The organism is Acidovorax sp. SUPP2825 (assembly GCF_030158995.1).
GTDB lineage: Bacteria > Pseudomonadota > Gammaproteobacteria > Burkholderiales > Burkholderiaceae_C > Paracidovorax.
In genome coordinates, this window is the sequence record NZ_BQXK01000001.1 from 469,408 (window position 1) to 495,676 (window position 26,269).

Annotated in this window: 22 protein-coding genes; 14 read left to right on the forward strand and 8 right to left on the reverse strand. The window is 68.0% G+C overall.

Annotated elements, in window-relative coordinates:
- Positions 1–20 precede the first annotated feature (20 nt).
- Complete coding sequence (locus tag AVAK2825_RS02240) at positions 21–659, reverse strand: LysE family translocator (RefSeq protein WP_284393750.1); 639 nt, start codon at positions 657–659, stop codon at positions 21–23.
- Positions 660–814: 155 nt separating this feature from the next.
- Here AVAK2825_RS02240 and AVAK2825_RS02245 point away from each other — a divergent pair, with 155 nt between their 5' ends.
- The gene (locus AVAK2825_RS02245) at positions 815–1,780 is read left to right on the forward strand and encodes a Bug family tripartite tricarboxylate transporter substrate binding protein (protein WP_284393752.1); all 966 of its coding nucleotides are present in this window, start codon (positions 815–817) and stop codon (positions 1,778–1,780) included.
- Between the two features lie 98 nt (positions 1,781–1,878).
- Here the strand turns inward: AVAK2825_RS02245 and AVAK2825_RS02250 are convergent, their stop codons facing one another.
- From AVAK2825_RS02250 to ugpB, 7 genes are all read right to left on the reverse strand, one after another.
- Complete coding sequence (locus tag AVAK2825_RS02250) at positions 1,879–4,353, reverse strand: DUF3772 domain-containing protein (RefSeq protein ID WP_284393927.1); 2,475 nt, start codon at positions 4,351–4,353, stop codon at positions 1,879–1,881.
- A gap of 62 nt (positions 4,354–4,415) precedes the next feature.
- Positions 4,416–5,198 (reverse strand): glycerophosphodiester phosphodiesterase, encoded by a 783-nt coding sequence (gene ugpQ, locus AVAK2825_RS02255; RefSeq protein WP_284393754.1) that lies wholly within the window; start codon positions 5,196–5,198, stop codon positions 4,416–4,418.
- Positions 5,199–5,315: 117 nt separating this feature from the next.
- Entirely contained in the window at positions 5,316–5,678 is a 363-nt protein-coding gene (locus tag AVAK2825_RS02260) for a bleomycin resistance protein (RefSeq protein ID WP_284393756.1), read from the reverse strand.
- 8 nt (positions 5,679–5,686) lie between these two features.
- The gene (locus tag AVAK2825_RS02265) at positions 5,687–6,691 is read right to left on the reverse strand and encodes a sn-glycerol-3-phosphate import ATP-binding protein UgpC (RefSeq protein ID WP_284393758.1); all 1,005 of its coding nucleotides are present in this window, start codon (positions 6,689–6,691) and stop codon (positions 5,687–5,689) included.
- 42 nt (positions 6,692–6,733) lie between these two features.
- Positions 6,734–7,585, reverse strand: a complete 852-nt coding sequence (gene ugpE, locus AVAK2825_RS02270) for a sn-glycerol-3-phosphate ABC transporter permease UgpE (RefSeq protein ID WP_284393761.1) — start codon at positions 7,583–7,585, stop codon at positions 6,734–6,736.
- A 54-nt stretch (positions 7,586–7,639) separates the two neighbouring features.
- On the reverse strand, positions 7,640–8,521 hold the full coding sequence (gene ugpA, locus AVAK2825_RS02275) for a sn-glycerol-3-phosphate ABC transporter permease UgpA (RefSeq protein WP_284393763.1): 882 nt from the start codon (positions 8,519–8,521) through the stop codon (positions 7,640–7,642).
- 100 nt (positions 8,522–8,621) lie between these two features.
- Positions 8,622–9,932, reverse strand: a complete 1,311-nt coding sequence (gene ugpB, locus AVAK2825_RS02280) for a sn-glycerol-3-phosphate ABC transporter substrate-binding protein UgpB (RefSeq protein ID WP_284393765.1) — start codon at positions 9,930–9,932, stop codon at positions 8,622–8,624.
- Between the two features lie 359 nt (positions 9,933–10,291).
- On the opposite strand from ugpB, the gene serA reads away from it, so the two are divergent.
- From serA to AVAK2825_RS02345, 13 genes are all read left to right on the forward strand, one after another.
- Entirely contained in the window at positions 10,292–11,521 is a 1,230-nt protein-coding gene (gene serA, locus AVAK2825_RS02285) for a phosphoglycerate dehydrogenase (protein WP_284393767.1), read from the forward strand.
- Between the two features lie 236 nt (positions 11,522–11,757).
- Positions 11,758–15,672 (forward strand): DUF3683 domain-containing protein, encoded by a 3,915-nt coding sequence (locus AVAK2825_RS02290; RefSeq protein WP_284393769.1) that lies wholly within the window; start codon positions 11,758–11,760, stop codon positions 15,670–15,672.
- A complete protein-coding gene (locus AVAK2825_RS02295) occupies positions 15,672–16,130 on the forward strand; it encodes an HIT family protein (protein WP_284393770.1) in 459 nt (152 codons plus the stop codon). Before AVAK2825_RS02290 ends, AVAK2825_RS02295 begins: the two co-directional genes overlap by 1 nt.
- 124 nt (positions 16,131–16,254) lie before the next feature.
- The gene (locus AVAK2825_RS02300) at positions 16,255–16,689 is read left to right on the forward strand and encodes a gamma-butyrobetaine hydroxylase family protein (RefSeq protein ID WP_284393772.1); all 435 of its coding nucleotides are present in this window, start codon (positions 16,255–16,257) and stop codon (positions 16,687–16,689) included.
- 111 nt (positions 16,690–16,800) lie between these two features.
- Positions 16,801–17,532 carry a bifunctional demethylmenaquinone methyltransferase/2-methoxy-6-polyprenyl-1,4-benzoquinol methylase UbiE gene (gene ubiE, locus AVAK2825_RS02305; RefSeq protein WP_284393774.1) on the forward strand — a complete coding sequence of 244 codons (732 nt, stop codon included), beginning with the start codon at positions 16,801–16,803 and terminating at the stop codon, positions 17,530–17,532.
- A gap of 53 nt (positions 17,533–17,585) precedes the next feature.
- Complete coding sequence (locus tag AVAK2825_RS02310) at positions 17,586–18,611, forward strand: Tim44 domain-containing protein (protein ID WP_272565476.1); 1,026 nt, start codon at positions 17,586–17,588, stop codon at positions 18,609–18,611.
- Between the two features lie 75 nt (positions 18,612–18,686).
- Positions 18,687–19,253 (forward strand): hypothetical protein, encoded by a 567-nt coding sequence (locus AVAK2825_RS02315; RefSeq protein ID WP_284393776.1) that lies wholly within the window; start codon positions 18,687–18,689, stop codon positions 19,251–19,253.
- The gene (ubiB, locus tag AVAK2825_RS02320; protein ID WP_284393778.1) at positions 19,250–20,815 is read left to right on the forward strand and encodes a ubiquinone biosynthesis regulatory protein kinase UbiB; all 1,566 of its coding nucleotides are present in this window, start codon (positions 19,250–19,252) and stop codon (positions 20,813–20,815) included. The genes AVAK2825_RS02315 and ubiB overlap by 4 nt, the downstream gene beginning before the upstream one ends.
- A gap of 61 nt (positions 20,816–20,876) precedes the next feature.
- On the forward strand, positions 20,877–22,328 hold the full coding sequence (locus tag AVAK2825_RS02325) for a high affinity choline transporter 1 (RefSeq protein WP_284393780.1): 1,452 nt from the start codon (positions 20,877–20,879) through the stop codon (positions 22,326–22,328).
- A gap of 61 nt (positions 22,329–22,389) precedes the next feature.
- Positions 22,390–22,731, forward strand: a complete 342-nt coding sequence (locus tag AVAK2825_RS02330) for an FmdB family zinc ribbon protein (protein ID WP_272565471.1) — start codon at positions 22,390–22,392, stop codon at positions 22,729–22,731.
- 10 nt (positions 22,732–22,741) lie between these two features.
- On the forward strand, positions 22,742–23,362 hold the full coding sequence (locus tag AVAK2825_RS02335; RefSeq protein ID WP_272565470.1) for a DUF502 domain-containing protein: 621 nt from the start codon (positions 22,742–22,744) through the stop codon (positions 23,360–23,362).
- 77 nt (positions 23,363–23,439) lie between these two features.
- Complete coding sequence (gene aspS, locus AVAK2825_RS02340; RefSeq protein WP_284393784.1) at positions 23,440–25,278, forward strand: aspartate--tRNA ligase; 1,839 nt, start codon at positions 23,440–23,442, stop codon at positions 25,276–25,278.
- A 105-nt stretch (positions 25,279–25,383) separates the two neighbouring features.
- Positions 25,384–26,205 carry a CsgG/HfaB family protein gene (locus tag AVAK2825_RS02345; RefSeq protein WP_272565468.1) on the forward strand — a complete coding sequence of 274 codons (822 nt, stop codon included), beginning with the start codon at positions 25,384–25,386 and terminating at the stop codon, positions 26,203–26,205.
- Positions 26,206–26,269: the final 64 nt, after the last annotated feature.

Sequence of the window (26,269 nt, forward strand, 5' to 3'; positions counted from 1 at the left end):
CCCGAAGGCCCGCCGGGCCCTCAGCCCAGCTTGTGTCGGGTTTGCAGCAGGCCCACGCCCAGCGCCATGAAGGTGCCGCCCACGATGCGGTTGAACAGCTTGGCGCGCGCCACCACGTGGCCCTTCACCAGCGAGATCAGCACCACGTAGAAGGCGTGCGAGATCAACGCGCAGACGGCGAACGTCGTGGTCAGCAGCAAATACTGCGTGAACAGCGGCTCGCCGGGCACGATGAACTGCGGGAACAGGGCCGAGAAGAACAGGATGGCCTTGGGGTTGGTCAGCGACACGCCCAGCCCCTGCGCCACCAGCTGCCAGTTCTTGCGCTCGCGCCGCAGGGTGGGCGCCAGGCCGGCATCGCTGGCGATCAGCGCGTCCTGGCTGCGCCAGCGCTTGATGCCCAGCCAGATCAGGTACAGCGCGCCGACGACCTTCATCACCAGGAACGCGTTCGCCGACAGGCTGAGGATGGTCCCCATGCCGACCATCGCGAGGCCCGAGACGGCGAAGATGCCGGCCGAGCTGCCGAGCGAGCTGAACGCCGTGCGCCGCGCCCCGACATCCACCGAGTTCGACACCGCCAGCAGCACGGCCGGGCCGGGGGTGAAGCACATCAGCAGCGAAACGCCGCAGAAAACGAGCCAGTGGGCGAGGGTCATGGTGGGGGGCTTTCGGCGGCGGTGGACGAGTGGGTATTTTGGCCGAGCCGGGCCGGCGGTGAAGGGCTTTGCGGGTAAGACCCCGTGCCGGGCGAGGCAGGCCGGCCCTAAGCTGCGGCTGATCCCATCCAGACACAAAAGAAGGAGACTTTCGCATGCGCCTGCGCACCTGCCTGGCGGCCGCCACCCTGGCCTGCCTGTCCGTGGCCGCCCTGGCCCAGGGCTTTCCCTCCCGGCCCATCCGCGTCGTGATCGGCTTTCCAGCGGGCGGGCCGCTGGACCAGCATGCCCGCCTGCTCACCGACAAGCTGCAGGCCGTGCTCGGCCAGCCCGTGGTGGTGGACTACAAGTCGGGCGCGGGCGGCACCGTCGGCGCGCAGGACGTGATGAAGGCGCCGCCCGACGGCCACACGCTGATGCTGGCCAACACCGGCGTGATGGTGATCAATCCGGCGCTCTACAGCCGGCTGCCCTACCAGACGCTCAAGGACTTCACGCCCGTCGCGCGCACCGCCATGCAGCCGCTCGCGCTGCTGGTCAACCCGAAGCTGCCGGCGAAGACGCTGCCCGAATTCATCCAGTACGCACGGGCCAAGCCGGGCCAGGTCAACTTCGGCTCGGCGGGCAACGGCGGCATCAGCCACCTGGTGCCGGAGATGTTCAAGACGGCCACGGGCCTGTTCATGGTGCACATCCCGTACCGCGGCAGCGCCCCGGCCTTCACCGACCTGATGGCGGGCCAGGTGCAGTTCATGGCCGAGAGCATTCCGCAGGCGGCCGCGTACCACAAGCAGGGCAAGGTGCGCGCCCTGGCCGTGACCAGCCGGCAGCGCAACCCGGCGCTGCCGGACGTGCCCACGGCGATCGAGAGCGGGCTCAAGGGCTTCGAGGTGGTGGGCTTCTACGGGTTTCTTGCGCCGGCCGGCACGCCCAAGGACGTGGTCGCCAAGCTGAGCGATGCGTTCGGCCAAGTGCTGCAGATGCCCGAGGTGCGCGAGCGCATGGTGTCGCAGGGCGCCGATCCGGCCTTCCTGGGGGCGGACGCCTTCGCGGCCTTCCTGGCGACCGAGATGCCGCGCTGGGCCACCGCCGTGGCGCAGTCAGGCGCGAAGCTGGATTGAGGAATTCGAGCAAAATCGCCCTCCAGTACATATTCCACTAGGGCATTGTGCTATTGAATTTATAGCGATTCGCTGCGGCCGGGGTGGCCGCGCCCCGGTCAGACCACCGTCGTGCCCGGCCCGTTGCCGCCCTGGGGCTGCGGCACCGCCACGGTCGGCGAGGTCGGCGTGGGGTGGGTGAGCGACGTGGTCGCCGGCGGCGACAGCGCCAGGCCCGCACCGCGCAGGTTGTCCAGGATGGTGAACAGCAGGTCGCTGCGCACGCCGCCCGAGTTGCGCGGATTGCTCACGTAGCCGATGGCCAGGAAGGTGAGCGTGCCGTTCAGGATGCCTTCGAGCTGCACGATGGGTTCGGGGTCTTCCATGATCCCTTCGTGGGCGTGGAAGGCCTGCAGGATCACCTCGCGCATGCGCTGTGCATCGGTGTCCAGCGGTGCGGGCAGGCGCAGCAGCACGCGGCCCGGCGCGCCGGTCAAAGTCATGTTGCGCACGGTCTTGGTGATGAACTCCGAGTTGGGCACGATCACGGTGGACCGGTCGCCCAGCTGGATCTCGGTGGCGCGCACGTTCACGCGGCGCACGTCGCCCTCGGTGTCGCCCAGCACCACCCAGTCGCCCACCTTTACCGGCCGCTCGGCCAGCAGGATCAGGCCCGAGATGAAGTTCTGCACGATGGCCTGCAGCCCGAAGCCGATCCCCACCGACAGCGCGCTGGCCACCCAGGCGATGCGCTCCACGCTGATGCCCAGCGCCGCGAGCGCCGCGGCCACCACCAGCACGCCGCCCACGTAGCCGAGCAGCGAGACGATGGAGCTGCGCATGCCGGGCTCGAGCGACGTGTTGGGAAAGTAGCGGTCGCTCAGCCAGCGCTTGAGCACGCGGATGGCCACGAACCCCGCCGCCACCACGGCCAGCGCGGTGAGCAGGGCCTGGGGCGCGAGCGCGAAATTGCCCACCTGCAGGCCGTTATTGAGGCTGCTGCCGCGCCGGAAGACCTCGTCCGGTCCGGTGCCGAACGGCGCCATCAGCGCGATCACCATGTAGAAGAACAGCACCACGCGCAGCACGCCCGAGCCCAGCACGGCCGCCTGGTCGAGCAGGCCCGCGTCGATGCCCATGCCGGAATGCAGGCGGCGCCCGAAGCTGCCCTTGGACGACAGCACGGCCTCGCACACGTCGTCGGCCAGCTGGTAGAGCAGGTAGGCGGTGGCGAAGACGATGGCGCTCCACACCATCTGCCGCGCCAGCGTGCTGGCCAGGGCGACGAAGCCCAGCGCCACCAGCACCAGGGTCGCCACCGAGGCGAAGCCCGCGCAAGCCACGAGCAGGCCCACCCACAGCGGGCGCGGGGGTGCGGCAGTGGCCTCGGCGGGCTCGCTTCCGCCGTCCGCCGCGCCGTCCTTGGCCGCGGTGCGCGGGGCGTGCAGGTGGCGCAGGCAGGCGATGGCGATGAGCGCGACCAGCAGCGCCGTCATGGCCTGCGTCGTCACCTCGGCCGCGAGGCTGGCGCCCACGGCGGTGTTGATTTCGGTGATGAGCCCGCTGGTGATGGCGACCAGGGCGATCCACCAGGGGTAGGGGCTCAGCCGTCGCGCCAGGTCGTCCGACAGCGAGGGCAGCCGCCAGGAGCTGCGCCGGCGCGACAGCAGGGCGTGCCCCAGGCCGATGGCGAACGAGGCGAAGATGGCCAGGCGCACCGCCGTGCTGCCCAGGCTGTGCAGCCGGTCGCCGAGGTTGTCGCCCACGTCGACGCCGCTGAGCGCCAGTTGCGCTGCCAGCCCGATCAGCAGCACGTGTACCACGACCGACACCGCCGCGAGCAGCGAGCGCCGCAGGCGCCCGGACGGCAGGCGCGTGGGCGCCACGCGCACCAGCACGCGCTTGGCCAGCCAGTTGCCCAGCACGGCCAGCAGCAGCGCGCCGGCCAGGCTGCCGAGGAAGGTGGCACGCCGGGCAGGCTCCATCGCCCGCTCCAGGGCCTGGCGGATCTCGACCGCCAGCATCGACAGGCGGGCGGTGTCGGAGGGCCAGGCGTTGCGCAGCGCGCGCCAGTAGGTGGGGCCCAGCGGCGAGTCGATGCGGGCGGTCAGCGCATCCTGGAACTGTTGGCGGCGCTGGCGCACGAGGTCGGCGCTGCGCTGGTCGGCATCGACCACGATGAGGCGGGCGAGCTTGAGGTCGGCATCCACGACGGCGCGCTGCTTGGCCAGTCCGGCCCGCTGCTGCGCCACGTCGGGGGAGTCGGCGGGCGCGCCTTTCTCGGGCGAGGGGCCGAGCCCGGCCAGGCGCGTGTCCAGGTCGGCCAGCTCTTCGGTGCGCTGTGCGACGAGTTGCTCGGCGGCCGTGCCGATGGCATAGACCTCGTTGACGCGCTTGCGGCCGTCGTCGTCCGGATCGAGCTTTTTCGGGACGGCATCGAGCTGCTTGCGCAGGTCGTCCACCGACCGGGGGGGCGGATCGCCGGCCCGGGAGGCCGTGGCGCTGGCGGCCGGGGCCGGGGCGGATGCCGCCGCGGTCCGGTCCTGCGCCGCCGCGGGGTGGGACAGGGCCAGGCCCACGAGCAGGCCGGCCAGCAGGGTTCTGAAAAAGGAAGGAAGCAAGGGCGAGTCCGTGCGTACAAGGACCCGAAAGCGTATCACTGCCCCGGGCTGAACAGGTCCACCCGGTCGGTGATGATGCCGTCGGTGCCCAGGTCGATCAGGCGCTGCGCGGCCCACTCGTCGTTCACCGTGTAGCTCAAGGCGCGCAGCCCGGCGCCTTTCACCTGGTCCACGGTCTCGGCGGTCCACAGCGCGTGGTTGCAGACGATGGCCACGCAGCCGAGCTGCTGCGCGGTGTCCAGCCAGCCGGCGCCCAGCGTGTCCAGCAGCAGGCCGCGCGGCAGCAGCGGCGCCGCGTCGCGCGCACCGGACAGCGCGCGCACCTGGAACGAGGTGAGCAGCGGCGGCACCGCGGCGCCCTGCCACAGGCGCGCGGCGTGCGCGGCGACCACGCGGCCGGTTTCTTCCTCGGTGCCGGGCGTGGGCTTGATCTCGATGTTCAGCAGGTGGCCGTTGGCCCGGCAAAAGCGCGCCACCGCGTCCAGCGTGGGCAGCGGCTCGCCGGCGTGGGCGCGCGAATGCCAGGCACCGGCGTCCAGGCGCGACAGGTCGCTCCAGGCCTGTTCGCCCGCCGTGCCCCGGCCGCAGGTGGTGCGTTCCAGCGTGGCGTCGTGCAGCAAAAAGGGCACGCCGTCGCTGCTGAGCTTGGCGTCGCATTCGAACATGCGGTAGCCGTGGTGCGCGCCCAGGCGGAAGGCCGCCAGCGTGTTCTCGGGCGCGAGCTTGCCGGCGCCGCGGTGGGCGATCCAGCGGGGATAGGGCCAGTCGGACGCGGAAACGGCTGGCGCAACGGCAGCAGCAGCGGAAGGTGCGGTCATGTCAGTGAACGAGGGTTGGGGATGCTGTCGCGGCGTTCGAAACCGGCACGGCCCGTGCCGTCCGATGGCCGCGGAGCAGGCCGCGCCCGCAGGCGCCGGTGGCGACTGCGGAGGGCTTCATAGACTTTCGCCGAACTTGAGCAGGTTGCCGTGCGGGTCGATCACGTACAGCTCGCGCATGCCCCAGGGCTGTTCGCGCGGGGGATCGACGGCCAGGCCGCGCGCGGCGAAGTCGGCATGCAGCGCGCGGGTGTCGCCCCGCACGTAGCAGGAGGTGTTCTCGGCGATGTGGCGCTCGGTGCAGAGCCAGAAATGCAGCTCGCAGCCGTCGCGCTCGGCGATGAGGTAGTCGCCCGTGCGCAGCCGGGGCGCGAACCCCAGCCGGTCGGCGCAGAAGGCCGCGCTCTCATCCAGGTCGAGCGAGGCCAGCACGGGAACGGTCGCGTGCACGAGCCGGGCCGGCGCGGGTTGGCGGCTCATGGGGTCGCTCACATCCGCTTGCCGGTGGCGGCGTCGAACCAGTGCAGGCGCGACGGGCGCGGCGCGACGTGGATGGTGTCGCCGGGCTGGGGCGAGTGCGTGCCTTCTTCCACGCGCACGATGAGGGATTCGCCGTTCATGCGGGCGTACACCAGGCGTTCGGCGCCCAGCAGCTCGACGGTCTCGACCTGCACGGCCCAGCCGGTGGCACCGATGTCCAGGTGCTCGGGGCGGATGCCGAGGATCGCGCCCTGTTTGCCACCTTCCGCGTTCTTGAGCAGGTTCATCGGCGGCGAGCCGATGAAGCTGGCCACGAAGGTCGAGGCGGGCGAGTGGTAGACCTCCTCGGGCGTGCCGAACTGCTCCATCACGCCGCCGTTCATGACGATCATGCGCTGCGCGAGCGTCATGGCCTCGACCTGGTCGTGGGTGACGAACAGGCTGGTGATGCCCAACTCGCGGTGCAGTTTCTGGATCTCCAGGCGGGTCTGCGCGCGCAGCTTGGCGTCCAGATTGGACAGCGGCTCGTCGAACAGGAACACCTGCGGCTGGCGCACGATGGCGCGGCCCATGGCCACGCGCTGGCGCTGGCCGCCGGACAGCTCGCGCGGCTTGCGCTCCAGCAGGTGGCCCAGCTCCAGGATCTTGGCGGCCTTGTCCACGCGCCGCTTGATCTCGTCCTTGGGCACCTTGGCGATCTTCAGGCCGTAGGCCATGTTGTCGAAGTTCGTCATGTGCGGGTAGAGCGCGTAGTTCTGGAACACCATGGCGATGTCCCGCTCGGCGGGCTCGAGGTTGTTCACCACGCGCGGGCCGATGGCGATCTCGCCGCCGCTGATCTCTTCCAGGCCCGCGACCATGCGCAGCAGGGTGGATTTGCCGCAGCCCGACGGGCCGACGATCACGATGAATTCGCCATCCTGGATTTCGGCGCTGACGCCGTGGATGACCGGGGTGGCCTTGGGGCCGGCGCCGTAGCGCTTGATGACGTTGCGAAGCGAGAGGGATGCCATATCTTTGGGATTCTTGTCAGATCGATTGGTGGTCGTTGACCGTTATTTCTCGGTGTCCACGAGGCCCTTGACGAACCACTTCTGCATGAGCATCACCACCACGGCCGGCGGCAGCATGGCCAGGATGGCCGTCGCCATGACGATGTTCCATTCGTTCTGGCCGTCTCCGCCGGCGATCATGCGCTTGATGCCGATCACCACCGGGTACATGTCTTCGCTCGTGGTGGCCAGCAGCGGCCACAGGTACTGGTTCCAGCCGTAGATGAACTGGATCACGAACAGGGCGGCGATCGAGGTCTTGGACAGCGGGATCAGGATGTCCTTGAAGAACCGCATCGGGCCCGCGCCGTCCATGCGCGCGGCCTCCACCAGCTCGTCGGGCACGGTCAGGAAGAACTGGCGGAACAGGAACGTGGCCGTGGCCGAGGCGATCAGCGGCACGGTCAGGCCCGCGTAGCTGTTGAGCATGCCGAGGTCGGACACCACCTGGTACGTCGGGCCGATGCGCACTTCCACGGGCAGCATCAGCGTGATGAAGATCAGCCAGAAGCACAGGCCCTTGAAGGGAAAGCGGAAGTACACGATGGCGAAGGCCGACAGCAGCGAGATGGCGATCTTGCCGAAGGTGATGACCAGGGCCGACACCAGGCTCACCCACATCATGCGGGCCACGGGGGCCGTGGAGCCCGCGCCCGCGTCGCGGCCGAACAGGGCGGCCTTGTAGGTTTCCCAGAAGTGGCCGCCGGGCAGCAGCGGCATGGGGGCCTGCACGATCTCCTGCGCGGTGTGCGTGGAGGCGACGAACGCCAGGTACAGCGGAAAGGCGACGATCAGCACGCCCAGCACCATGATCACATGGGCCAGGATGCCGGCGGTCAGGCGGCGCTCAACCATGGGCGGCCTCCATCGAGAAAACGCTTTGCGCCAGGCATTGCATCGGGCGTTGCATCAGTAGTTCACTTTCTTTTCGACATAGCGGAACTGCACCACGGTGAGCGCGACGACGATCAGCATCAGCACCACCGATTGCGCGGCGGAGCCGCCCAGGTCCATGGCCTTGAAGCCGTCGTAATAGACCTTGTAGACCAGGATGGCCGTGTCCTTGCCCGGGCCGCCCTGCGTGGCCGCATCGACGATGGCGAAGGTGTCGAAGAAGGCATACACCACGTTGATCACCAGCAGGAAGAACGTGGTGGGCGACAGCAGCGGGAACTGGATGGTCCAGAACCGGCGCCACGGGCGCGCGCCGTCAATGGCCGCGGCTTCGATGAGCGACTTGGGGATCGACTGCAGCCCGGCCAGGAAGAACAGGAAGTTGTAGGAAATCTGCTTCCACACCGAAGCCATCACGATCAGCGTCATGGCCTGGCCCGAGTCGAGCAGGTGGTTCCAGTGGATGCCGACCTTCTCCAGGCCGTAAGCCACCACGCCGAGCGACGGCGAGAACATGAACACCCACAGCACCGCGGCCACGGCGGGCGCGACGGCGTAGGGCAGGATCAGCATGGTCTTGTAGAACATGGCCGCCTTGACCACGCGGTCGGCGAAGATCGCCAGCATCAGCGACAGGCTGATGCCGATGCCCGCCACCAGCACGGAGAACATGGCCGTGGTCTTGAACGACTCCACGTAGCTGCCGTCGTTGAAGAGCTGGCGGAAGTTGGCCAGGCCCACCCATTCGGTGGAGGTTCCGAAGGCGTCCTGCAGCTGCATCGACTGCACCAGCGCCTGGCTGGCGGGCCAGAAGAAGAAGACCAGGATGATGGCCATCTGCGGCGCGATGAGCAGCCAGGGCAGCCAGGCAGATTTGAAACGGACGCGTTTTTCCATGGGGCGGAAGGTTGGGAGAAATCGGCGCTTCCCAAAGCAAAAAGCAGATGGATGACCCATCTGCTTTTTACGGTTGGCGAAACGGTCAGTTTAAGCCGTATTACGACTTGTTCGCCTTCTGGAAGCGTTCCAGTTGCTCGTTTCCACGCTTGACGATCGTGTCCAGCGCTTCCTTGGCGGTCTTCTTGCCGGACCACACCTGTTCGAGCTCTTCGTCCTCGATCGCGCGGATCTGCACGTAGTTGCCCAGGCGGATGCCGCGGCTCTTGTCGGTCACCTTGCGGATCATCTGCGTCACGGCCACATCGGTGCCGGGGTTCTGCTGGTAAAAGCCCGACTTCTCGGTCAGCTCATACGCGGCCTTGGTGACGGGCAGGTAGCCGGTGCGCTTGTGGCTGGCGGACTGAACTTCAGGCGTGGAGATGAACTGGAAGAACTGCGCCACGCCCTTGTATTCGGCAGACTTCTTGCCGGCCATGACCCACAGGCTCGCGCCGCCGATCACGGTGTTCTGCGGTGCGCCGGGCACGTCGGGGTAATAGGGCAGGGGAGCCAGGCCGTAGGCGAACTTGGCGTTCTTGGCCACGTTGCCGTAGAAGCCCGACGACGTGTTGATCATTGCGCACTCGCCGGACACGAAGCTGGCCTCGGGCACGTTGCCGCGGCCCTTGTAGACGAACAGGCCCTGCTTGGCCATGTTGGCCAGGTTCTCGATGTGGCGCACGTGCAGGGGCGAATCGACCTTCAGGCGCGCGTCCAGGCCCTGCAGGCCGTTGGACTTGCTGGCGAACTCCACGTTGTGCCAGGCCGAGAAGCTCTCGACCTGCGTCCAGTTCTGCCAGGCCGTGGTGAACGGGCACTTGTGGCCCGATGCCTTGAGCTTGGCTGCCGCGTTGACCACTTCGGGCCAGGTGGCGGGCGCCTTGTCGGTGGGCAGGCCGGCTGCCTTGAAGGCGTCCTTGTTGAAGTAGAAGATGGTGGTGGAGCTGTTGAACGGGAAGCTCAGCATCTGGCCGTTGGGGGCCGTGTAGTAGCCGGCCACGGCGGGGATGTAGGCGGCCGGGTCGAATTTGGCGCCCGCGTCCTGCATCACCTTGCCCACGGGCACGATGGCGCCCTTGCTGGCCATCATGGTGGCCGTGCCCACTTCGAACACCTGCAGGATGTGCGGTGCGTTGCCGGCGCGGAAGGCGGCGATGGAGGCCGTCATGGACTCGTCATACGTGCCCTTGTAGGTCGGCACGATCTTGTATTCCTTCTGGCTCTCGTTGAACTGCTTGGCCAGGTCGTTCACCCACTCGCCGTTGACCGCGGTCATCGAATGCCACCATTGGATCTCGGTCTGTGCCTGCGCCGTGGCGCAGAGCGAAGCGGCGATGGCGGCAGCGGCCGCCAGGTGCTTGAATTGCATGAAAACTCCTCGAATCGATACGAAATGCACGAAGCGCCGATGGTAGGACGCATTTCGTGACACGAATATGTCGTTGTCGCATAGGCCCACGCAGCGATCAAGCGGGGAAACCCGTCGCGGCGCAGGGCCCCGCCATGGCCGCCAAACGGGCGCCAGTGTTGGCGATTTCGTGACAATTTCGTGACAGATCGGCGGTGGCTGGAGTCGCCTTGGCGACTGGTGCCGCGCACCATTTCAGCGAATTGCAAGGATGCCAGCAGGGTTTTGTGCGGTGCACAATGATCTCGCGTCCCCATTTCGGGGCTGATCGCGGGGCCGAATCCCGCGCCTTTTCCTTTTCCGATCCTCCGGACCTTTCCATGGCCAAAACCTCTCTGGACAAAAGCAAGATCAAGTTCCTGTTGCTCGAGGGCATCCACCCGTCCGCGCTCGACGTGCTGCGCGGTGCGGGCTACACGCAGATCGAGGCGATCTCCGGCGCGTTGCCCGACGACGAACTCAAGCGCAAGATCGCCGATGCGCACTTCGTGGGCATCCGCTCGCGCACCCAGCTGACGGCCGAGGTTTTCTCCCACGCGCACAAGCTCGTGGCCGTGGGGTGCTTTTGCATCGGCACCAACCAGGTGGACCTGAACGCCGCGCGCGAGCGCGGCATCGCCGTGTTCAACGCGCCTTACTCCAACACCCGCTCGGTGGCCGAACTGGTGCTGGCCGAGGCCATCCTGCTGTTGCGCGGCATTCCCGAGAAGAACGCGGTGGCGCACCGCGGCGGCTGGCTGAAGTCGGCCGACAACGCCTATGAGATCCGCGGCAAGACGCTGGGCATCGTGGGCTACGGCTCCATCGGTACGCAGCTGTCGGTGCTGGCCGAGGGCCTGGGCATGCATGTGATCTTCCACGACGTGGTCAACAAGCTGCCCCTGGGCAATGCGCGCCAGGCGCCCTCGCTGCACGCGCTGCTGGGGCAGGCCGACATCGTGAGCCTGCACGTGCCCGAGCTGGCGTCCACGCAGTGGATGATCGGCGCGGCCGAGATCGCGGCGATGAAGCCCGGCGGCATCCTCATCAACGCCGCGCGCGGCACGGTGGTGGAGATCGAGCCGCTGGCCGAGGCGCTCCGGGCCAAGAAGCTGCTGGGCGCCGCCATCGACGTGTTCCCGGTCGAGCCGCGCACCAACAAGGACGAGTTCCTGTCGCCGTTGCGCGGGCTGGACAACGTGATCCTCACCCCGCACATCGGCGGCTCCACCATGGAGGCGCAGGCCAACATCGGGCTCGAAGTGGCCGAGAAGCTGGTCAAGTACAGCGACAACGGCACCTCGATCTCGTCGGTCAACTTTCCCGAAGTGGCGCTGCCGGCCCACCCGGGCAAGCACCGGCTGCTGCACATCCACCAGAACGTGCCGGGCGTGCTGTCGCAGATCAACCAGATCTTCTCGGACAACCGGATCAACATCGCCGCCCAGTACCTGCAGACCAACGAGAAGGTGGGCTACGTGGTGATCGACATCGACGCCCAGTCGTCCGACCTGGCGCAGGACGAGTTGGCCAAGGTGCCGGGCACGATCCGCAGCCGCGTGCTGTTCTGACCGGCCGGGCCGGCCGCCAGGGGCTCCGCCGGCCTGCCTTGGGATTCGGGGCAAAAAAGGCCTCCAGCACAATGAAAACGCCGGCATGACGCTATAAAAATAGTAGCGGCCGGGGTGCGGTCGTTGCCGCACTGGCTGGCGGGGCGGTCCCGGCCCCCGGGACCGCCCGGAGGCTGGCATAAAATCGCGGCCCCGAGGCACAGGGGCGCCCCACGCGCCCGACCCAGGTTGACCCCATGAACGTTCCCATAGCGCTGGCTGCCCTGCAGGCGCAGGCCGCCGAGCCCGCCCGCCTGCGAGAGATTCCCTACAACTACACCTCGTTTTCCGACCGGGAAATCGTCATCCGCCTGCTCGGGTCTCCGTCCTGGGACGTGCTCGACCAGTTGCGCCGCGAGCGCCGCACCGGCCGCTCGGCCCGCATGCTCTATGAAGTGCTGGGCGACATCTGGGTGGTGCAGCGCAACCCCTATCTGCAGGACGACCTGCTGGACAACCCCGACCGGCGCAAGCTGCTGGTCGAAGCGCTGGAGCACCGCCTGGCCGAGATCGGCAAGCGCCGCACGCCGGCCGACGACTCCAGCCGCGATCAGCTCGTGGGCCAATTGGTGGAGGCAGCCCGCCGCGCCATCGCCGAGTTCGACGCCACCTTCATCGAGGCAGCGCAACTGCGCCGCCAGGTGCAAAAGCGCCTGGGCCGCCACACGGCCAAGGACAACATCAAGTTCGACGGCCTCTCGCGCGTGTCCCACGTGACCGACGCGACCGACTGGCGCGTCGAATACCCGTTCGTGGTGCTCACCCCCGACACCGAGGCCGAGATGGCCGCGCTGGTCAAGGCCTGCATCGACCTGGAGATGACCATCATCCCGCGCGGCGGCGGCACCGGCTACACCGGCGGCGCCATTCCGCTCACCTGGCGCAGCGTGGTCATCAACACCGAAAAGCTCGAAGCCATGACCGAGGTGGAAATGCGCCGCCTCCCGGGCATGGACCGCGAGGTCGCCACGGTGTGGACCGAGGCCGGCGTGGTCACCCAGCGCGTGGCCGATGCGGCCGAGCGCGCGGGCTACGTGTTCGCCGTGGACCCGACCAGCGCCGAGGCCTCTTGCATCGGCGGCAACATCGCCATGAACGCCGGGGGCAAGAAGGCCGTGCTGTGGGGCACGGCGCTCGACAACCTCGCCAGCTGGCGCATGGTGACGCCCGACGCCCAGTGGCTGGAGGTGACCCGTGTGAACCACAACATGGGCAAGATCCACGATGCCGAGGTGGCCAGCTTCGAGCTGCAGTACTTCGAGGCCGACGGCAGGACGCCGATCCGCACCGAGCGCCTGGACATCCCCGGCAAGACCTTCCGCAAGGAGGGCCTGGGCAAGGACGTGACCGACAAGTTCCTGTCGGGCCTGCCCGGCATCCAGAAAGAGGGCTGCGACGGCCTCATCACCAGCGCGCGCTGGGTGGTGCACCGCATGCCCGAGCACACGCGCACCGTGTGCCTGGAGTTCTTCGGCAACGCCAAGGACGCGGTGCCCAGCATCGTGGAGATCAAGGACTTAATGTTCGCCGAGCAGCAGCGCAGCGGCGTGCTGCTGGCGGGCCTGGAACACCTGGATGACCGCTACCTGAAGGCCGTGGGCTACGCCACCAAGAGCAAGCGGCACGGCGGCGGCCTGCCCAAGATGGTGCTGTTCGGCGACATCGCGGGCGACAACGCCGACGACGTGGCGCGCGTGACCAGTGAGGTCGTGCGGCTGGCCAATTCGCGGTCGGGCGAGGGCTTCGTCGCCATCAGCCCCGAGGCGCGCAAGAAGTTCTGGCTGGACCGCAAGCGCACGGCCGCCATCAGCCGCCATACCAACGCCTTCAAGATCAACGAAGACGTGGTGATCCCGCTGCCGCGCATGGCCGAGTACACCGACGGCATCGAGCGCATCAACATCGAGCTGTCGCTGCGCAACAAGATCGCGCTGTGCGATGCGCTGGAAGACTTCTTCCTGCGCGGCAACCTGCCGCTGGGCCGCCAGGACGACGCGCACGAGATCCCGTCGGCCGAGCTGCTGGAAGACCGCGTGGGCCAGGCCGTGGCGCTGGTGGGCGAGGTGCGCGCGCTGTGGACCGGCTGGCTGCGCGACGTGGAGCCGCTCTTCGCCCAGCTGCAGGACCACACGCTGCGCGCCAGCTGGAAGACCCAGCTGCGCGAGCCGCTGGCCAAGATCTTCGCCGGTGCCGCCTTCCAGCCCATCATGGACGAGGCCCAGGCGATCCACCAGCGCGTGCTCAAGGGCCGCGTGTGGGTGGCGCTGCACATGCATGCCGGCGACGGCAACGTGCACACCAACATCCCGGTCAACAGCGACGACTACCGCATGCTGCAGACGGCCCACGAGGCCGTGGCGCGCATCATGGTGCTGGCCCGCCAGCTCGACGGCGTGATCTCGGGCGAGCACGGCATCGGCATCACCAAGCTGGAGTTCCTGACCGACGACGAACTGCGGCCGTTCGCCGACTACAAGCAGCGCGTGGACCCCGAAGGGCGTTTCAACAAAGGCAAGTTGCTACGAAATCAGGAGCATGGTGCCCTAGCGGATATTGCCCGGGAGCCCGGTTCGGCCCGCAACTCGCTGATGTTCGCCGACCTGACCAACGCCTACACGCCGAGCTTCGGCCTGATGGGGCACGAGTCGCTGATCATGCAGCAGAGCGACATCGGCGCCATCGCCGATTCGGTCAAGGACTGCCTGCGCTGCGGCAAGTGCAAGCCCGTGTGCGCCACCCACGTGCCGCGCGCCAGCCTGCTGTACAGCCCGCGCAACAAGATCCTCGCCACCTCGCTGCTGGTCGAGGCCTTCCTGTACGAGGAGCAGACGCGCCGGGGCGTGTCGATCAAGCACTGGCAGGAGTTCGAGGACGTGGCCGACCACTGCACCGTGTGCCACAAGTGCTACACGCCGTGCCCGGTCAAGATCGACTTCGGCGACGTGACCATGAACATGCGCAACCTGCTGCGCAAGATGGGCAAGAAGACCTTCCGCCCGGGCAACGCGCTGGCCATGACCATGCTCAACGCCACCAACCCCGACACCATCAAGCTGATGCGCAGCGCCATGGTCGGCGTGGGCTTCAAGGCCCAGCGCATCGCCGTGGACCTGCTGCGCAAGGTGGGCCGCCGCCAGACCGCGCGGCCGCCGGCCACGGTGGGCACCGCGCCGGTCAAGGAGCAGGTGATCCACTTCATCAACAAGAAGCTGCCCGGCGGCCTGCCCAAGAAGACGGCGCGCGCGCTGCTGGACATCGAGAACAAGGACTACGTGCCCATCATCCGCAACCCGGCCATGACCACGGCCGAGACGGAGGCGGTGTTCTACTTTCCCGGCTGCGGCTCCGAGCGCCTGTTCAGCCAGGTGGGCCTGGCCACGCAGGCCATGCTGTGGCATGCGGGCGTGCAGACCGTGCTGCCGCCGGGCTACCTGTGCTGCGGCTACCCGCAGCGCGGCAGCGGCCAGTTCGAGAAGGCCGAAAAGATGATCACCGACAACCGGGTGCTCTTTCACCGCGTGGCCAACACGCTCAACTACCTCGATATCAAGACCGTGGTGGTGAGCTGCGGCACCTGCTACGACCAGCTGCAGGGCTACGACTTCGGCAAGATCTTCCCGGGCAGCCGCATCATCGACATCCACGAATACCTGCTGGAAAAGGGCGTGACCCTGCAGGGCAAGGGCGCCTACCTGTACCACGAGCCCTGCCACAACCCCATGAAGCTGCAGGACTCGGTCAAGACCGTGAAGGCGCTGGTGGGCCCGCAGGTGCTCAAGAGCGAACGCTGCTGCGGCGAGTCCGGCACGCTGGGCGTGACGCGGCCCGACATCTCCACGCAGGTGCGCTTTCGAAAGGAAGAGGAAATCAGGAAGGGCGAGGCCGCGCTGCGGGCCAGCGGCGCCGCGGGCGCGCAGGACAACGTGAAGATCCTCACCAGCTGCCCCAGCTGCCTGCAGGGCCTGAACCGCTACCAGGACGACCTGAACAACGGCCTGCTGGAGGCCGACTACATCGTCGTCGAGATGGCGCGCGAGATCCTCGGCGACCAATGGATGCCCGAATACGTGCAGCGCGCCAACGCGGGCGGCATCGAGCGGGTGCTGGTCTGATGGCGGCCACGGCGCCGGCTGCGGCCACCGTGCCCGATTGCCCGCTGTGCGATGGCGACGGCGGCGCGCTGGTCTGGCGCGGCCCGAAGCTGCGCGTGATCCGCGCGCAGGAGGCCGGCTTTCCAGCCTTCTACCGCGTGGTGTGGAACGCGCACGCGGCGGAGTTCACCGACCTGGACGCGGGCGACCGCCTGCAGTGCATGGAGGCCGTGGCGGCGGTGGAGACCGCGCTGCGCGCCCATGTGCAGCCGGACAAGATCAACCTGGCCGCGCTCGGCAACATGGTGCCGCACCTGCACTGGCACGTGATCGCGCGCTTTGCCTGGGACAGCCATTTCCCCGGCGCCGTGTGGGCCACGCCGCAGCGCGACCGCGCGCCCGAACGCGAGGCCGAAGTGGCCGCCCGCCTGGCCGCGGCCGAGGCGGCGATGGCCGCGCGGCTGGCGCAGCTGGCCTGACGCCCAGGCGCCTGAGCCCGCGCGGCGCTCGCTGCCGGCCCGGCCAGGGCGCGGTGGGACAATCGCGCTCCGGCTCCATCGGGCCGCCCGCAGCGGGCACAACGCAAACGCACAGAGGATTTCCATGGCAGGTTTGAAAGCCGGCGCACCCACGCCGCAGTCGATCACGGTGCACGAGGCATCGCGCGTGCTGGAGGTGGTGTTCTCGGACGGCGCGGCCTTCCGCATCCCGTTCGAGCTGATGCGCGTGTACTCGCCCTCCGCCGAGGTGCAGGGCCACGGCCCGGGCCAGGAGGTGCTGCAGACCGGGCAGCGCCACGTCACGCTCGCGGGGCTGGAGCCGGTGGGGAACTACGCGGTCAAGCCCACGTTCTCCGACGGCCACGACACGGGCATCTTCTCGTGGGATTGCCTCTACGACCTCGGCCAGCGCCAGGACGCGCTGTGGGCCGACTACCTGCGCCGGCTGGCCGAGGCCGGTGCCGATCGCGACACGCCGATGCCGCCCCGGCGCGGCGGTGGCGGCCATTCGCACGGCTCTGGCGGCTGCGCGCACTGACGGCGGCGGGCCCGCTCGGCGCGCGCCCCAGCGTCCAAATTGCGACAGATGCCCCATGCAGGTGCGGGGTTGTCGCTGTACGAGCGGGGCCCGCGCCCCTAGCATCGCGGAATGAGCACCACGCATTTCGGATTCCAGTCGGTCGATGAAACGGAAAAGGCGCGCCGCGTGCGCGGCGTTTTCGACTCCGTCGCATCGAAGTACGACGTCATGAACGACCTCATGTCCGGTGGCCTGCACCGCGCATGGAAGGCCTACACGGTCATGGTCGCCAACCTGCGCGAGGGCCACCGCGTGCTCGACATCGCGGGCGGCACGGGCGATCTGGCGAAGGCCTTCGCCAAGAAGGTGGGCGCATCGGGCGAGGTGGTGCACACCGACATTAACGAAGCCATGCTGCGCGTGGGGCGCGACCGCCTCATCGATGCCGGCGTGGTGCTGCCCACGCTGGTCTGCGACGCCGAGAAGCTGCCCTTTCCCGATGGCCACTTCGACGTGGTGAGCGTGGCCTTCGGCCTGCGCAACATGACGCACAAGGACCAGGCCCTTGCCGAGATGTGCCGCGTGCTCAAGCCGCGCGGCCGCCTGCTGGTGCTGGAGTTCTCCAAGGTGGCCAAGCCGCTGGAGAAGGCCTACGACTGGTATTCCTTCAAGGTGCTGCCCCAGCTGGGCCGGATGGTGGCCGGCGACGACGCGAGCTACCGCTACCTCGCCGAGTCGATCCGCATGCATCCGGGGCAGGAAGAACTCAAAACCCTCATGCAGAAAAATGGCTTTGGGCATGTGGACTATCACAACATGACGGGGGGAATCGTCGCTTTGCATGTTGGAATCAAGTGCTGAGCCGCCTTGCGTTTTCGTTCGCAGCCGGCACGTATCTATAAATTGGAGATGACATGATGAAACTGTGGTCCGTGGCGCTGGTCGCCATGTTGTTGGTGGTGCATGCCGATGCGGATGCGCGCCGCATGGGCGGCGGCAAGTCCGTTGGCAAGCAGTCGAGCAACGTGACGCAGCGCGAGGCGGCTTCGCCTCCACCCGCCGCGCCCGGCGCACCGGCGCAGAACGTCAACAGCGCGGCGGCCGCCAAGCCCGCCGCCGCACCGGCAGCCGCTCCCGCGGCGGCCGCCAAGAAGCCCTGGGGCGCGATGCTCGGCGGCCTGGCCGCGGGCCTGGGCCTGGCCTGGCTGGCCCACTCGCTCGGCCTGGGCGCGGGCTTCGGCCAGTTCCTGCTGATCGCGCTGCTGGCGCTGGGGGCCTTCGCCGTGTTCCGCATGTTCATGCGGTCGCGCAAGCCCGCCGAAGGCGGTGGCGCGGGCAATTCGCCCTTCGCCTTCCAGGGCGCCGGCGGCGGTGCCGCTTCGCCGGCCGAGGCGCAGATGCCCCGACAGTACAGCCCGCAGAACGTGGGCAACGATGCCTCCGCGCGGCCCTTCGAGCGCAGCAGCATGGCCTTCGACGCCTCGCGCCAGAGCGGTGGCGGCTCCGGCGTGGTGATCGGCTCGGCGCTGGCCGGCTCGCAGAACTGGGGCGTGCCCGAGGGCTTCGACACCGAAGGCTTCCTGACCGCGGCCAAGCGCAACTTCATCACGCTGCAAGGCGCCTGGGACCGGTCCGACATCGCCGCGCTGCGCTCGATGATGACCGACAGCATGGTGGAGGAGATCCGCACCCAGTTGAGCGAGCGCGAGTCGCTGCGCGGCGCCAGCCAGCCCAACCACACCGACGTGGTCATGCTGGAGGCACAGCTGCTGGGCATCGAGGACCTGGGCGACGGCTACATGGCCAGCGTGGAGTTCTCCGGCATGATCCGCGAGGAACTCTCGGCCGGCCCGAGCCCGTTCCGCGAGGTGTGGAACATGACCAAGCCCAAGAGCGGCGGCAGCGGCTGGCTGGTGGCCGGGGTGCAGGCCCTGCAGTAACCCACCGCAATGGCGCGGCGGGCGCGGGGGTAAAGCCCTCGGTGCCGCGCCCAGTTCGGGGAATAATCGGGGACTATGGCAACACAGTCCCCTTTTTCATTCCTGGATGGGCTTTTCGAGCGCATCGCCGCAGGCCCGCAGCCACCGCAGTGGCTGGTGCACGAGGTGCAGCACCGCCTGGTGCTGTTCCTCAACCACGTGCTCATGCAGGAGCCCGAGGCCATGGACCGCCTCGTGCGCCAGAAGGGGCGCGTGGCGCGGGTGCAGTGGCGGGTCTATTCCATGGCCCTGCAGATCACCCCGGCCGGGCTGCTCGACCTGGCGCCCGAGGGCCAGGTGCCGGACCTGCGCCTGGAGGTGATCGAAACCTCGCCCCTGTCGCTGGCCCAGACCGCGCTGCGCGGTGACAAGCCCGGCATCCGCATCGAAGGCGACGTGCAACTGGCCGCCGACATCAACTGGCTGGTGGACCACGTGCGCTGGGACGTCGAGGAAGACCTGGCCCGCGTGATCGGCGATGCGCCGGCCCATGCCATCGGCTCGGCGGCCCGCCGCGCTGCGCAGGCGCTGCGCCAGTTCGTCGGCGCACGCCGGGGGTCCTCTGCCGGCGAGGCCGGCGGTACCGACCGATTCGCACCATGAGTCGTTTCTTTCGCGGCGTCACCATCGTCTGGGTGGTGCTCCGCTATGGGCTGGACGAGTTGGTCCTGACGAGCTTCCAGAAGCCCTGGCTGCGCCTGGTGGCGCGCATCGTGTCGATCGGCCGCAACCTGGACGCCCCGCGCGGACAGCGTCTGCGCGAGGCGCTGGAGCGGCTGGGCCCGATCTTCGTGAAGTTCGGCCAGGTGCTCTCCACCCGGCGCGACCTGATGCCGCCCGACATCGCCGACGAGCTGGCGCACCTGCAGGACCGCGTGCCGCCCTTCGATCCCGACGTGGCAGTGGCCACCATCGAGCGCGCCTTCCGCCGCCCGCTGGCCGAGGTGTTCGTGTCGTTCGACCGGGTGCCGATCGCCAGCGCGTCCATCGCCCAGGTGCACTTCGCGGTCGTGCGCGACCGCAAGGGCGTGGAGCGCGAGGTGGCCGTCAAGGTGCTGCGCCCGGGCATGCTGCCCGTCATCGAGAACGACCTGGGCCTCATGCGCCTGATGGCCGGGTGGGTGGAGAGCCTGTCGGCCGACGGCAAGCGGCTCAAGCCCCGCCAGGTGGTGGCCGAGTTCGACAACTACCTGCACGATGAGCTGGACCTGGTGCGTGAGGCCGCCAATGCCGCGCAGCTGCGCCGCAACATGCAGGGGCTCGAACTGGTGCTGATCCCCGAGATCCTCTGGGACTTCTGCCACGCCGAGGTGCTGGTGATGGAGCGCATGAAGGGCGTGCCCATCAACCAGATCGAACGCTTGCGGGCCGCGGGGGTGGACATCCCCAAGCTGGCGCGCGACGGGGTCACGATCTTCTTTACCCAGGTGTTCCGCGACGGCTTTTTTCACGCCGACATGCACCCGGGCAACATCCAGGTGAGCCTGGAGCCGGAGACCTTCGGGCGCTACATCTCGCTGGACTTCGGCATCGTCGGCACGCTCACCGAGTTCGACAAGGAATACCTCGCGCAGAACTTCACGGCCTTCTTTCGCCGCGACTACAAGCGCGTGGCGGAGCTGCACATCGAAAGCGGCTGGGTGCCGGCCCACACGCGCGTGAACGAGCTGGAAGCGGCCATCCGCACCGTGTGCGAGCCGTACTTCGACCGCCCGCTCAAGGAAATCTCGCTCGGCATGGTGCTGATGCGGCTGTTCCAGACCTCGCGGCGCTTCCATGTGGAGATCCAGCCGCAGCTGGTGCTGCTGCAAAAGACGCTGCTCAACATCGAGGGCCTGGGGCGCCAGCTCGACCCCGACCTGGACCTGTGGAGCACCGCCAAGCCGTTCCTCGAAAAGTGGATGCTCGACCAAATGGGCCCGCAGCGCCTGTGGCGCGAACTGCGCGCCGAGGCGCCGCGCTTCGCCAAGATGCTGCCCGAGCTGCCGCGCCTGCTGCACGGCTACCTGCGCGAGCGGCCGCACGACCACCGGCGCGAACTGCTGGAACTGCTGGCCGCGCAAAAACGCACCAACCGCCTGCTGCAGAGCCTGATCTACGGTGGCATGGGATTTGTATTGGGGCTGCTGGCGATGCAGCTGCTGATCCGCGTGCGGCTCTTCTAGCCTTTTCCCGACCCCTCCCTTTTCCCTTACCCCTCCCTACGCGACATACGAGGAGCATGCCGTGCTGTTGACCCTGGTCATTGTCTATCTGCTGATCACCATCGCCATCGGCTTGCTCGCGGCGCGGCGGGTGAAGAACTCGGCGGACTTCGCCATCGCCGGGCGGCACCTGCCGCTGTACATGATCGTGACGACCACGTTCGCCACGTGGTTCGGCTCCGAGACGGTGCTGGGCATTCCGGCCAAGTTCATCGAGGGCGGGCTGGGCAACGTGGTGGAAGACCCGTTCGGCGCGGGCTTCTGCCTGATCCTCGTGGGGCTGTTCTTCGCGGCGCGCCTGTACCGCATGACGCTGCTGACCATCAGCGACTACTACCGCGAGCGCTACGGCCGCGCGGTCGAGATCGTGTGCTCGCTCATCATCATGTTGAGCTACCTGGGCTGGGTGTCGGCACAGGTGACGGCGCTGGGCCTGGTGTTCAACCTGCTGTCCGGCGGGGCCGTCAGCATTCCGGTGGGCATGACCATCGGGGTGGTCTCCATCCTAGCCTACACGCTGTTCGGCGGCATGTGGTCGGTGGCGGTGACGGACTTCATCCAGATGATCATCCTGGTGGGCGGGCTCACGATCATCGCGGTCTTCGCCGGCAACATGGCCGGCGGGGCGGACAAGGTGATCGAGCTGGCCAGCAGCCGCGACCTGTTCCGTTTCCTGCCCGAGCCCAAGCTGCACGACATTCTGTTCTTCATCGCGGCGGGCATCACGATGATGTTCGGCTCCATTCCGCAGCAGGACGTGTTCCAGCGCGTCATGTCGGCCAACAACATCCGGGCGGCCACGCGCGGCCCGGTGATCGGCGGCATCTGCTACATCCTGTTCGCTTTCGTGCCCATGTTCCTGGTGGCCAGCGCGCTCATCATCATGCCGACCGAAACGGCCGAACTGCTCAAGGACGACCCGCAGAAGGTGCTCCCCACCCTGGTGCTGCAAAAGATGCCGTTCATCATGCAGGTGTTCTTCTTTGGTGCGCTGCTGTCCGCCCTCAAGTCCACGGCCTCGGCCACGCTGCTGGCGCCCAGCGTCACGTTCACCGAGAACATCTGGCGCCAGTTCCGCCCGAACGGCACCGACAGCGACCGCCTGCGCACCATGCGCATCAGCACGCTGGTGTTCAGCGCCCTGGTGCTGGCCTATTCGATCCACATGCAGGGCACGTCGATCTATGAACTGGTGTCGGGTGCCTACCAGGTGCCGCTGGTGGGGGCCTTCGTGCCTCTGGTCTTCGGCCTCTATTGGAAGCGCGCGACGACCCAGGGCGCCATCCTGGCCATCATCGCGGGCCTGTCGTCGTGGCTGCTGTTCCTGGCCACGCCGGCCGGCGCCGTGTTCCCGGCCCAGCTGGCGGGCGTGCTGGCCGCCACGGCGGGCATGCTGATCGGTTCGCTGGCGCCGCAGGGGCTGCGCAACGTGCGCGCTTCGCACCACCCGGTGGCAGGGGCGGAGCAGGCATGAAGGGACTTGGGTGCGGTGCCTATAATTGAAGGTTTTGCACTTTCCATCGCACACGCTCAAGATGCCTATCTATGCTTATAAATGCGGTTCCTGTGGCCACGCCAAGGATGTGCTGCAAAAAATGTCCGACGCGCCGCTCACGGTGTGCCCGGCCTGCGGGGCCGAGGCCTTCTCCAAGCAGGTGACCGCAGCCGGTTTCCAGCTCAAGGGCTCGGGCTGGTACGTGACCGATTTCCGCGGCGGCAATACCGGCGGCGCCAGCGCCAAGCCCGATGCGGCGGCCTCCGATGGTGCAGCGCCTGCCGCTGCGTCTGGCGGCGACAGTGCCCCCAAGAAGGAAGCGGCGGCTCCCGCGCCAGCCCCCGCGCCGGCCGCCAGCAGTTCCGACACCAAGAAGAACTGAACGGCCCCGGATGTCCGCTTTGCGCAAATGGCTGTTCACCGGCCTTCTGGTCATCGTTCCCGGCGTCATCACGGCCTGGGTGCTGAACTGGATCGTGAGCACGCTCGACCAGACCCTGCAGATCCTGCCCGGCTCCTGGCAGCCCGACAAACTGCTGGGCTTTCACATTCCCGGCTTCGGGGTGCTGCTCACCCTGGGCATCCTGCTCGCGGTGGGCGCGCTCACCAGCAACTTCGCGGGGCGCAAGCTGGTGGAGTGGGGCGATGCCCTGGTGAGCCGCATCCCGGTGGTGCGCTCAATCTACTCCAGCGTCAAGCAGGTGTCGGACACGCTCTTTTCCGAGGGCGGCAACGCCTTTCGCACCGCCGTGCTGGTGCAGTGGCCGCGCGAGGGCGTGTGGACGGTGGCGTTCATCACCGGCACGCCGAGCGGCGAAGTGGCGGCCTATCTGCGCGATGAATACGTGAGCGTCTATGTTCCCACCACCCCCAACCCGACGGGCGGCTACTTCGTGATCCTGCGCAAGAGCGATTGCATCGAACTCGAAATGAGCGTCGATGCGGCACTCAAGTACATCGTCTCCATGGGGGTGGTCGCACCCCCGGATCTCACGCCGCCCGATTCCCGATAACACCTCGTCGCATGCCCGCTTGCCGCGGGCGTGCGGAAACCTTGTCGCGCTCCACGAGGGCGCAGGAAGACTCTCCAATGGCCATGCGTTCCCACTACTGCGGTCTCGTCACCGAAGCCCTCCTGGGCCAAACCGTCACCCTCGCGGGCTGGGTGAACCGCCGCCGCGACCATGGCGGCGTGATCTTCATCGACCTGCGCGACCGCGAAGGCTACGTGCAGGTGGTGTGCGACCCCGACCGCGCCGAGATGTTCAAGACGGCCGAAGGCGTGCGCAACGAGTTCTGCGTGCAGGTCAAGGGCCTGGTGCGCGCGCGCCCCGAGGGCACGACCAACGACAGCCTCAAGAGCGGCAAGATCGAGGTGCTGTGCCATGAGCTGAACGTGCTCAACCCCTCCGTCACGCCCCCCTTCCAGATCGACGAGGAGAACCTGTCGGAAACCACGCGCCTCACGCACCGCGTGCTGGACCTGCGCCGCCCGTACATGCAGAACAACCTGATGCTGCGCTACCGGGTGTCGATGGAGGTGCGCAAGTTCCTCGACGCCAACGGCTTCGTGGACATCGAAACCCCCATGCTCACCAAGAGCACGCCCGAAGGGGCGCGCGACTACCTGGTGCCCAGCCGCGTGCACGACGGCCAGTTCTTCGCGCTGCCGCAGTCGCCCCAGCTGTTCAAACAGCTCTTGATGGTGGCCGGCTTCGACCGCTACTACCAGATCACCAAGTGCTTCCGCGACGAAGACCTGCGCGCCGACCGCCAGCCCGAGTTCACCCAGATCGATATCGAAACGTCGTTCATGGAAGAGCAGGACATCCGGGACATGTTCCAGGGCATGATCAAGACGGTGTTCCAGAACACGCTGGGCGTGGACCTGGGCGAGTTCCCGGTCATGACGTACCAGGACGCGGCCTACCGCTACGGCTCCGACAAGCCCGACCTGCGCGTGAAGCTCGAATTCACCGAGCTGACCGAGGTGATGAAGGACGTGGATTTCAAGGTGTTCTCGGGCGCGGCCAACATGAAGGGCGGCCGCGTGGTGGCCCTGCGCGTGCCCGGCGGCGCGCGCGAGACCGGCGGCCTCTCGCGCGGCGAGATCGACGGCTACACCGAGTTCGTGAAGATCTACGGCGCCAAGGGCCTGGCCTACATCAAGGTCAACGAGCTGGCCAAGGGGCCGGACCTGCAAGGGCCCTCGCGGTGGCCGGGCCTGCAGTCCCCCATCGTCAAGAACATCCATGACGCGGCCATCGCCGAGATCCTCAAGCGCACCGGCGCACAGGACGGCGACCTGCTGTTCTTCGGCGCCGACAAGGAAAAGGTCGTCAACGACGCCATCGGCGCGCTGCGCATCAAGATCGGCCACAGCGAGTTCGGCAAGAAGAACGGCCTGTTCGAGGACCGCTGGGCGCCGCTGTGGGTGGTGGACTTCCCGATGTTCGAGTTCGACGAGGATTCGCAGCGCTACACCGCCGTGCACCACCCCTTCACCGCGCCCAAGGACGGCCACGAGGACTGGATGGTCACCGCGCCCGAAAAGTGCATCTCCAAGGGCTACGACATGGTGCTCAACGGCTGGGAGATGGGCGGCGGCTCCGTCCGTATCCACCGCGCCGACGTGCAGCAGAAGGTGTTCGACGCCCTCAAGATCACGCCCGAGGAAGCGCAGCAGAAGTTCGGCTTCCTGCTGGACGCCCTGCAGTACGGCGCGCCACCCCACGGCGGCCTGGCCTTCGGCCTGGACCGCATCGTCACGCTGATGACGGGTGCCGAGTCGATCCGCGACGTGATCGCCTTCCCCAAGACGCAGCGCGCGCAGTGCCTGCTGACGCAGGCGCCGAGCCCGGTGGACGAAAAGCAGCTGCGCGAACTGCACATCCGCCTGCGCAACCCCGACGCGGTCAAGGCGGCCTGATCCGCCAGGCGCACGGCCGATCCCCCGGGACCGCTGAAGCGATAGACCCCCAAGCGGCAGGAGCGTCATGTTCCTGCCGCTTTTTTTCCATTGAAGGACGCGTTGATGCAAACCCGCAAAGTGACCCGGCTCTCCGTGACTCTGCTGGCCCTGGTGGCTGCGCTGGCCGGCTGTGGCGAGAAGAAGACCGAGCTGGGGCAGGGCGGCTCCGTCGTCACCGGCTCGGCCGGCCCGGAAGGGGCGCGCAACGCCGCGCGCGAACTGGTGCGCTGCGACGCGCCCGTGGCCACGCTGGCGCTGGCCGAGAACCCGAACGGCTACATCATGGGGTCGGGCTACCAGTTGCCGGCCTCGCCCGTGCCGCTGATCAAGCTGCTGGCGCAGCAAAGCGGCTGCTTTCGCGTGGTGGACCGTTCCGCCGGCCTGCGGGGCACGGTGCAGGAGCAGGACCTGAAGGACGCGGGCGTTCTGCGCAAGAACTCCACGGTGCAAAAGGGCCGGGGCTACGAGGCGCAGTACACGCTCACGCCCAGCCTCACGTTCAGCGAGCAGGACGCGGGCCGCGGGCTGTCCGGCGTCATCGCCATGATTCCGGTGCTGCGCGACATCGCGGGCCTGGCCGGCCTGGTGGAGCAGGTCAAGTTCAAGGAAGCGCAGACGGCCCTGCTGCTGTCCGACAACGAGACCACCGAGCAGGTGGCGGCCTCCACCGGCGCGGCGCGGTCCACCGACCTGGGCGTGGGCGGGCTGGTGTTCGGCAAGCTGGGCGGGGCGGCCGGCGCGGGCTGGAGCAATACCAACGAGGGCAAGGTGATCGCCGCGGCCTTCCTGGATGCGCACAACCAGCTCGTCACGCAGGTGCGCGCGCTGCAGGCCAAGGAAATGCCGCCGCCCGTGGCCACGGCCCGCAAATCCTCGGGAAGCTGACGCGCCGGGCGCGGCGGCCCAGGGAGGCGCCGTGCTGAACGGGCGGGTGATGCGGCAGGGACCG

Bases quoted from the DNA above. Each gene is read 5' to 3' on its own strand.
- AVAK2825_RS02240 (WP_284393750.1), bottom strand. From the start codon at position 659: ATGACCCTCGCCCACTGGCTCGTTTTCTGCGGCGTTTCGCTGCTGATG.
- AVAK2825_RS02245 (WP_284393752.1), top strand. From the start codon at position 815: ATGCGCCTGCGCACCTGCCTGGCGGCCGCCACCCTGGCCTGCCTGTCC.
- ugpQ (WP_284393754.1), bottom strand. From the start codon at position 5,198: ATGACCGCACCTTCCGCTGCTGCTGCCGTTGCGCCAGCCGTTTCCGCG.
- AVAK2825_RS02260 (WP_284393756.1), bottom strand. From the start codon at position 5,678: ATGAGCCGCCAACCCGCGCCGGCCCGGCTCGTGCACGCGACCGTTCCC.
- AVAK2825_RS02265 (WP_284393758.1), bottom strand. From the start codon at position 6,691: ATGGCATCCCTCTCGCTTCGCAACGTCATCAAGCGCTACGGCGCCGGC.
- ugpE (WP_284393761.1), bottom strand. From the start codon at position 7,585: ATGGTTGAGCGCCGCCTGACCGCCGGCATCCTGGCCCATGTGATCATG.
- ugpA (WP_284393763.1), bottom strand. From the start codon at position 8,521: ATGGAAAAACGCGTCCGTTTCAAATCTGCCTGGCTGCCCTGGCTGCTC.
- ugpB (WP_284393765.1), bottom strand. From the start codon at position 9,932: ATGCAATTCAAGCACCTGGCGGCCGCTGCCGCCATCGCCGCTTCGCTC.
- serA (WP_284393767.1), top strand. From the start codon at position 10,292: ATGGCCAAAACCTCTCTGGACAAAAGCAAGATCAAGTTCCTGTTGCTC.
- AVAK2825_RS02290 (WP_284393769.1), top strand. From the start codon at position 11,758: ATGAACGTTCCCATAGCGCTGGCTGCCCTGCAGGCGCAGGCCGCCGAG.
- AVAK2825_RS02295 (WP_284393770.1), top strand. From the start codon at position 15,672: ATGGCGGCCACGGCGCCGGCTGCGGCCACCGTGCCCGATTGCCCGCTG.
- AVAK2825_RS02300 (WP_284393772.1), top strand. From the start codon at position 16,255: ATGGCAGGTTTGAAAGCCGGCGCACCCACGCCGCAGTCGATCACGGTG.
- ubiE (WP_284393774.1), top strand. From the start codon at position 16,801: ATGAGCACCACGCATTTCGGATTCCAGTCGGTCGATGAAACGGAAAAG.
- AVAK2825_RS02310 (WP_272565476.1), top strand. From the start codon at position 17,586: ATGATGAAACTGTGGTCCGTGGCGCTGGTCGCCATGTTGTTGGTGGTG.
- AVAK2825_RS02315 (WP_284393776.1), top strand. From the start codon at position 18,687: ATGGCAACACAGTCCCCTTTTTCATTCCTGGATGGGCTTTTCGAGCGC.
- ubiB (WP_284393778.1), top strand. From the start codon at position 19,250: ATGAGTCGTTTCTTTCGCGGCGTCACCATCGTCTGGGTGGTGCTCCGC.
- AVAK2825_RS02330 (WP_272565471.1), top strand. From the start codon at position 22,390: ATGCCTATCTATGCTTATAAATGCGGTTCCTGTGGCCACGCCAAGGAT.
- AVAK2825_RS02335 (WP_272565470.1), top strand. From the start codon at position 22,742: ATGTCCGCTTTGCGCAAATGGCTGTTCACCGGCCTTCTGGTCATCGTT.
- aspS (WP_284393784.1), top strand. From the start codon at position 23,440: ATGGCCATGCGTTCCCACTACTGCGGTCTCGTCACCGAAGCCCTCCTG.
- AVAK2825_RS02345 (WP_272565468.1), top strand. From the start codon at position 25,384: ATGCAAACCCGCAAAGTGACCCGGCTCTCCGTGACTCTGCTGGCCCTG.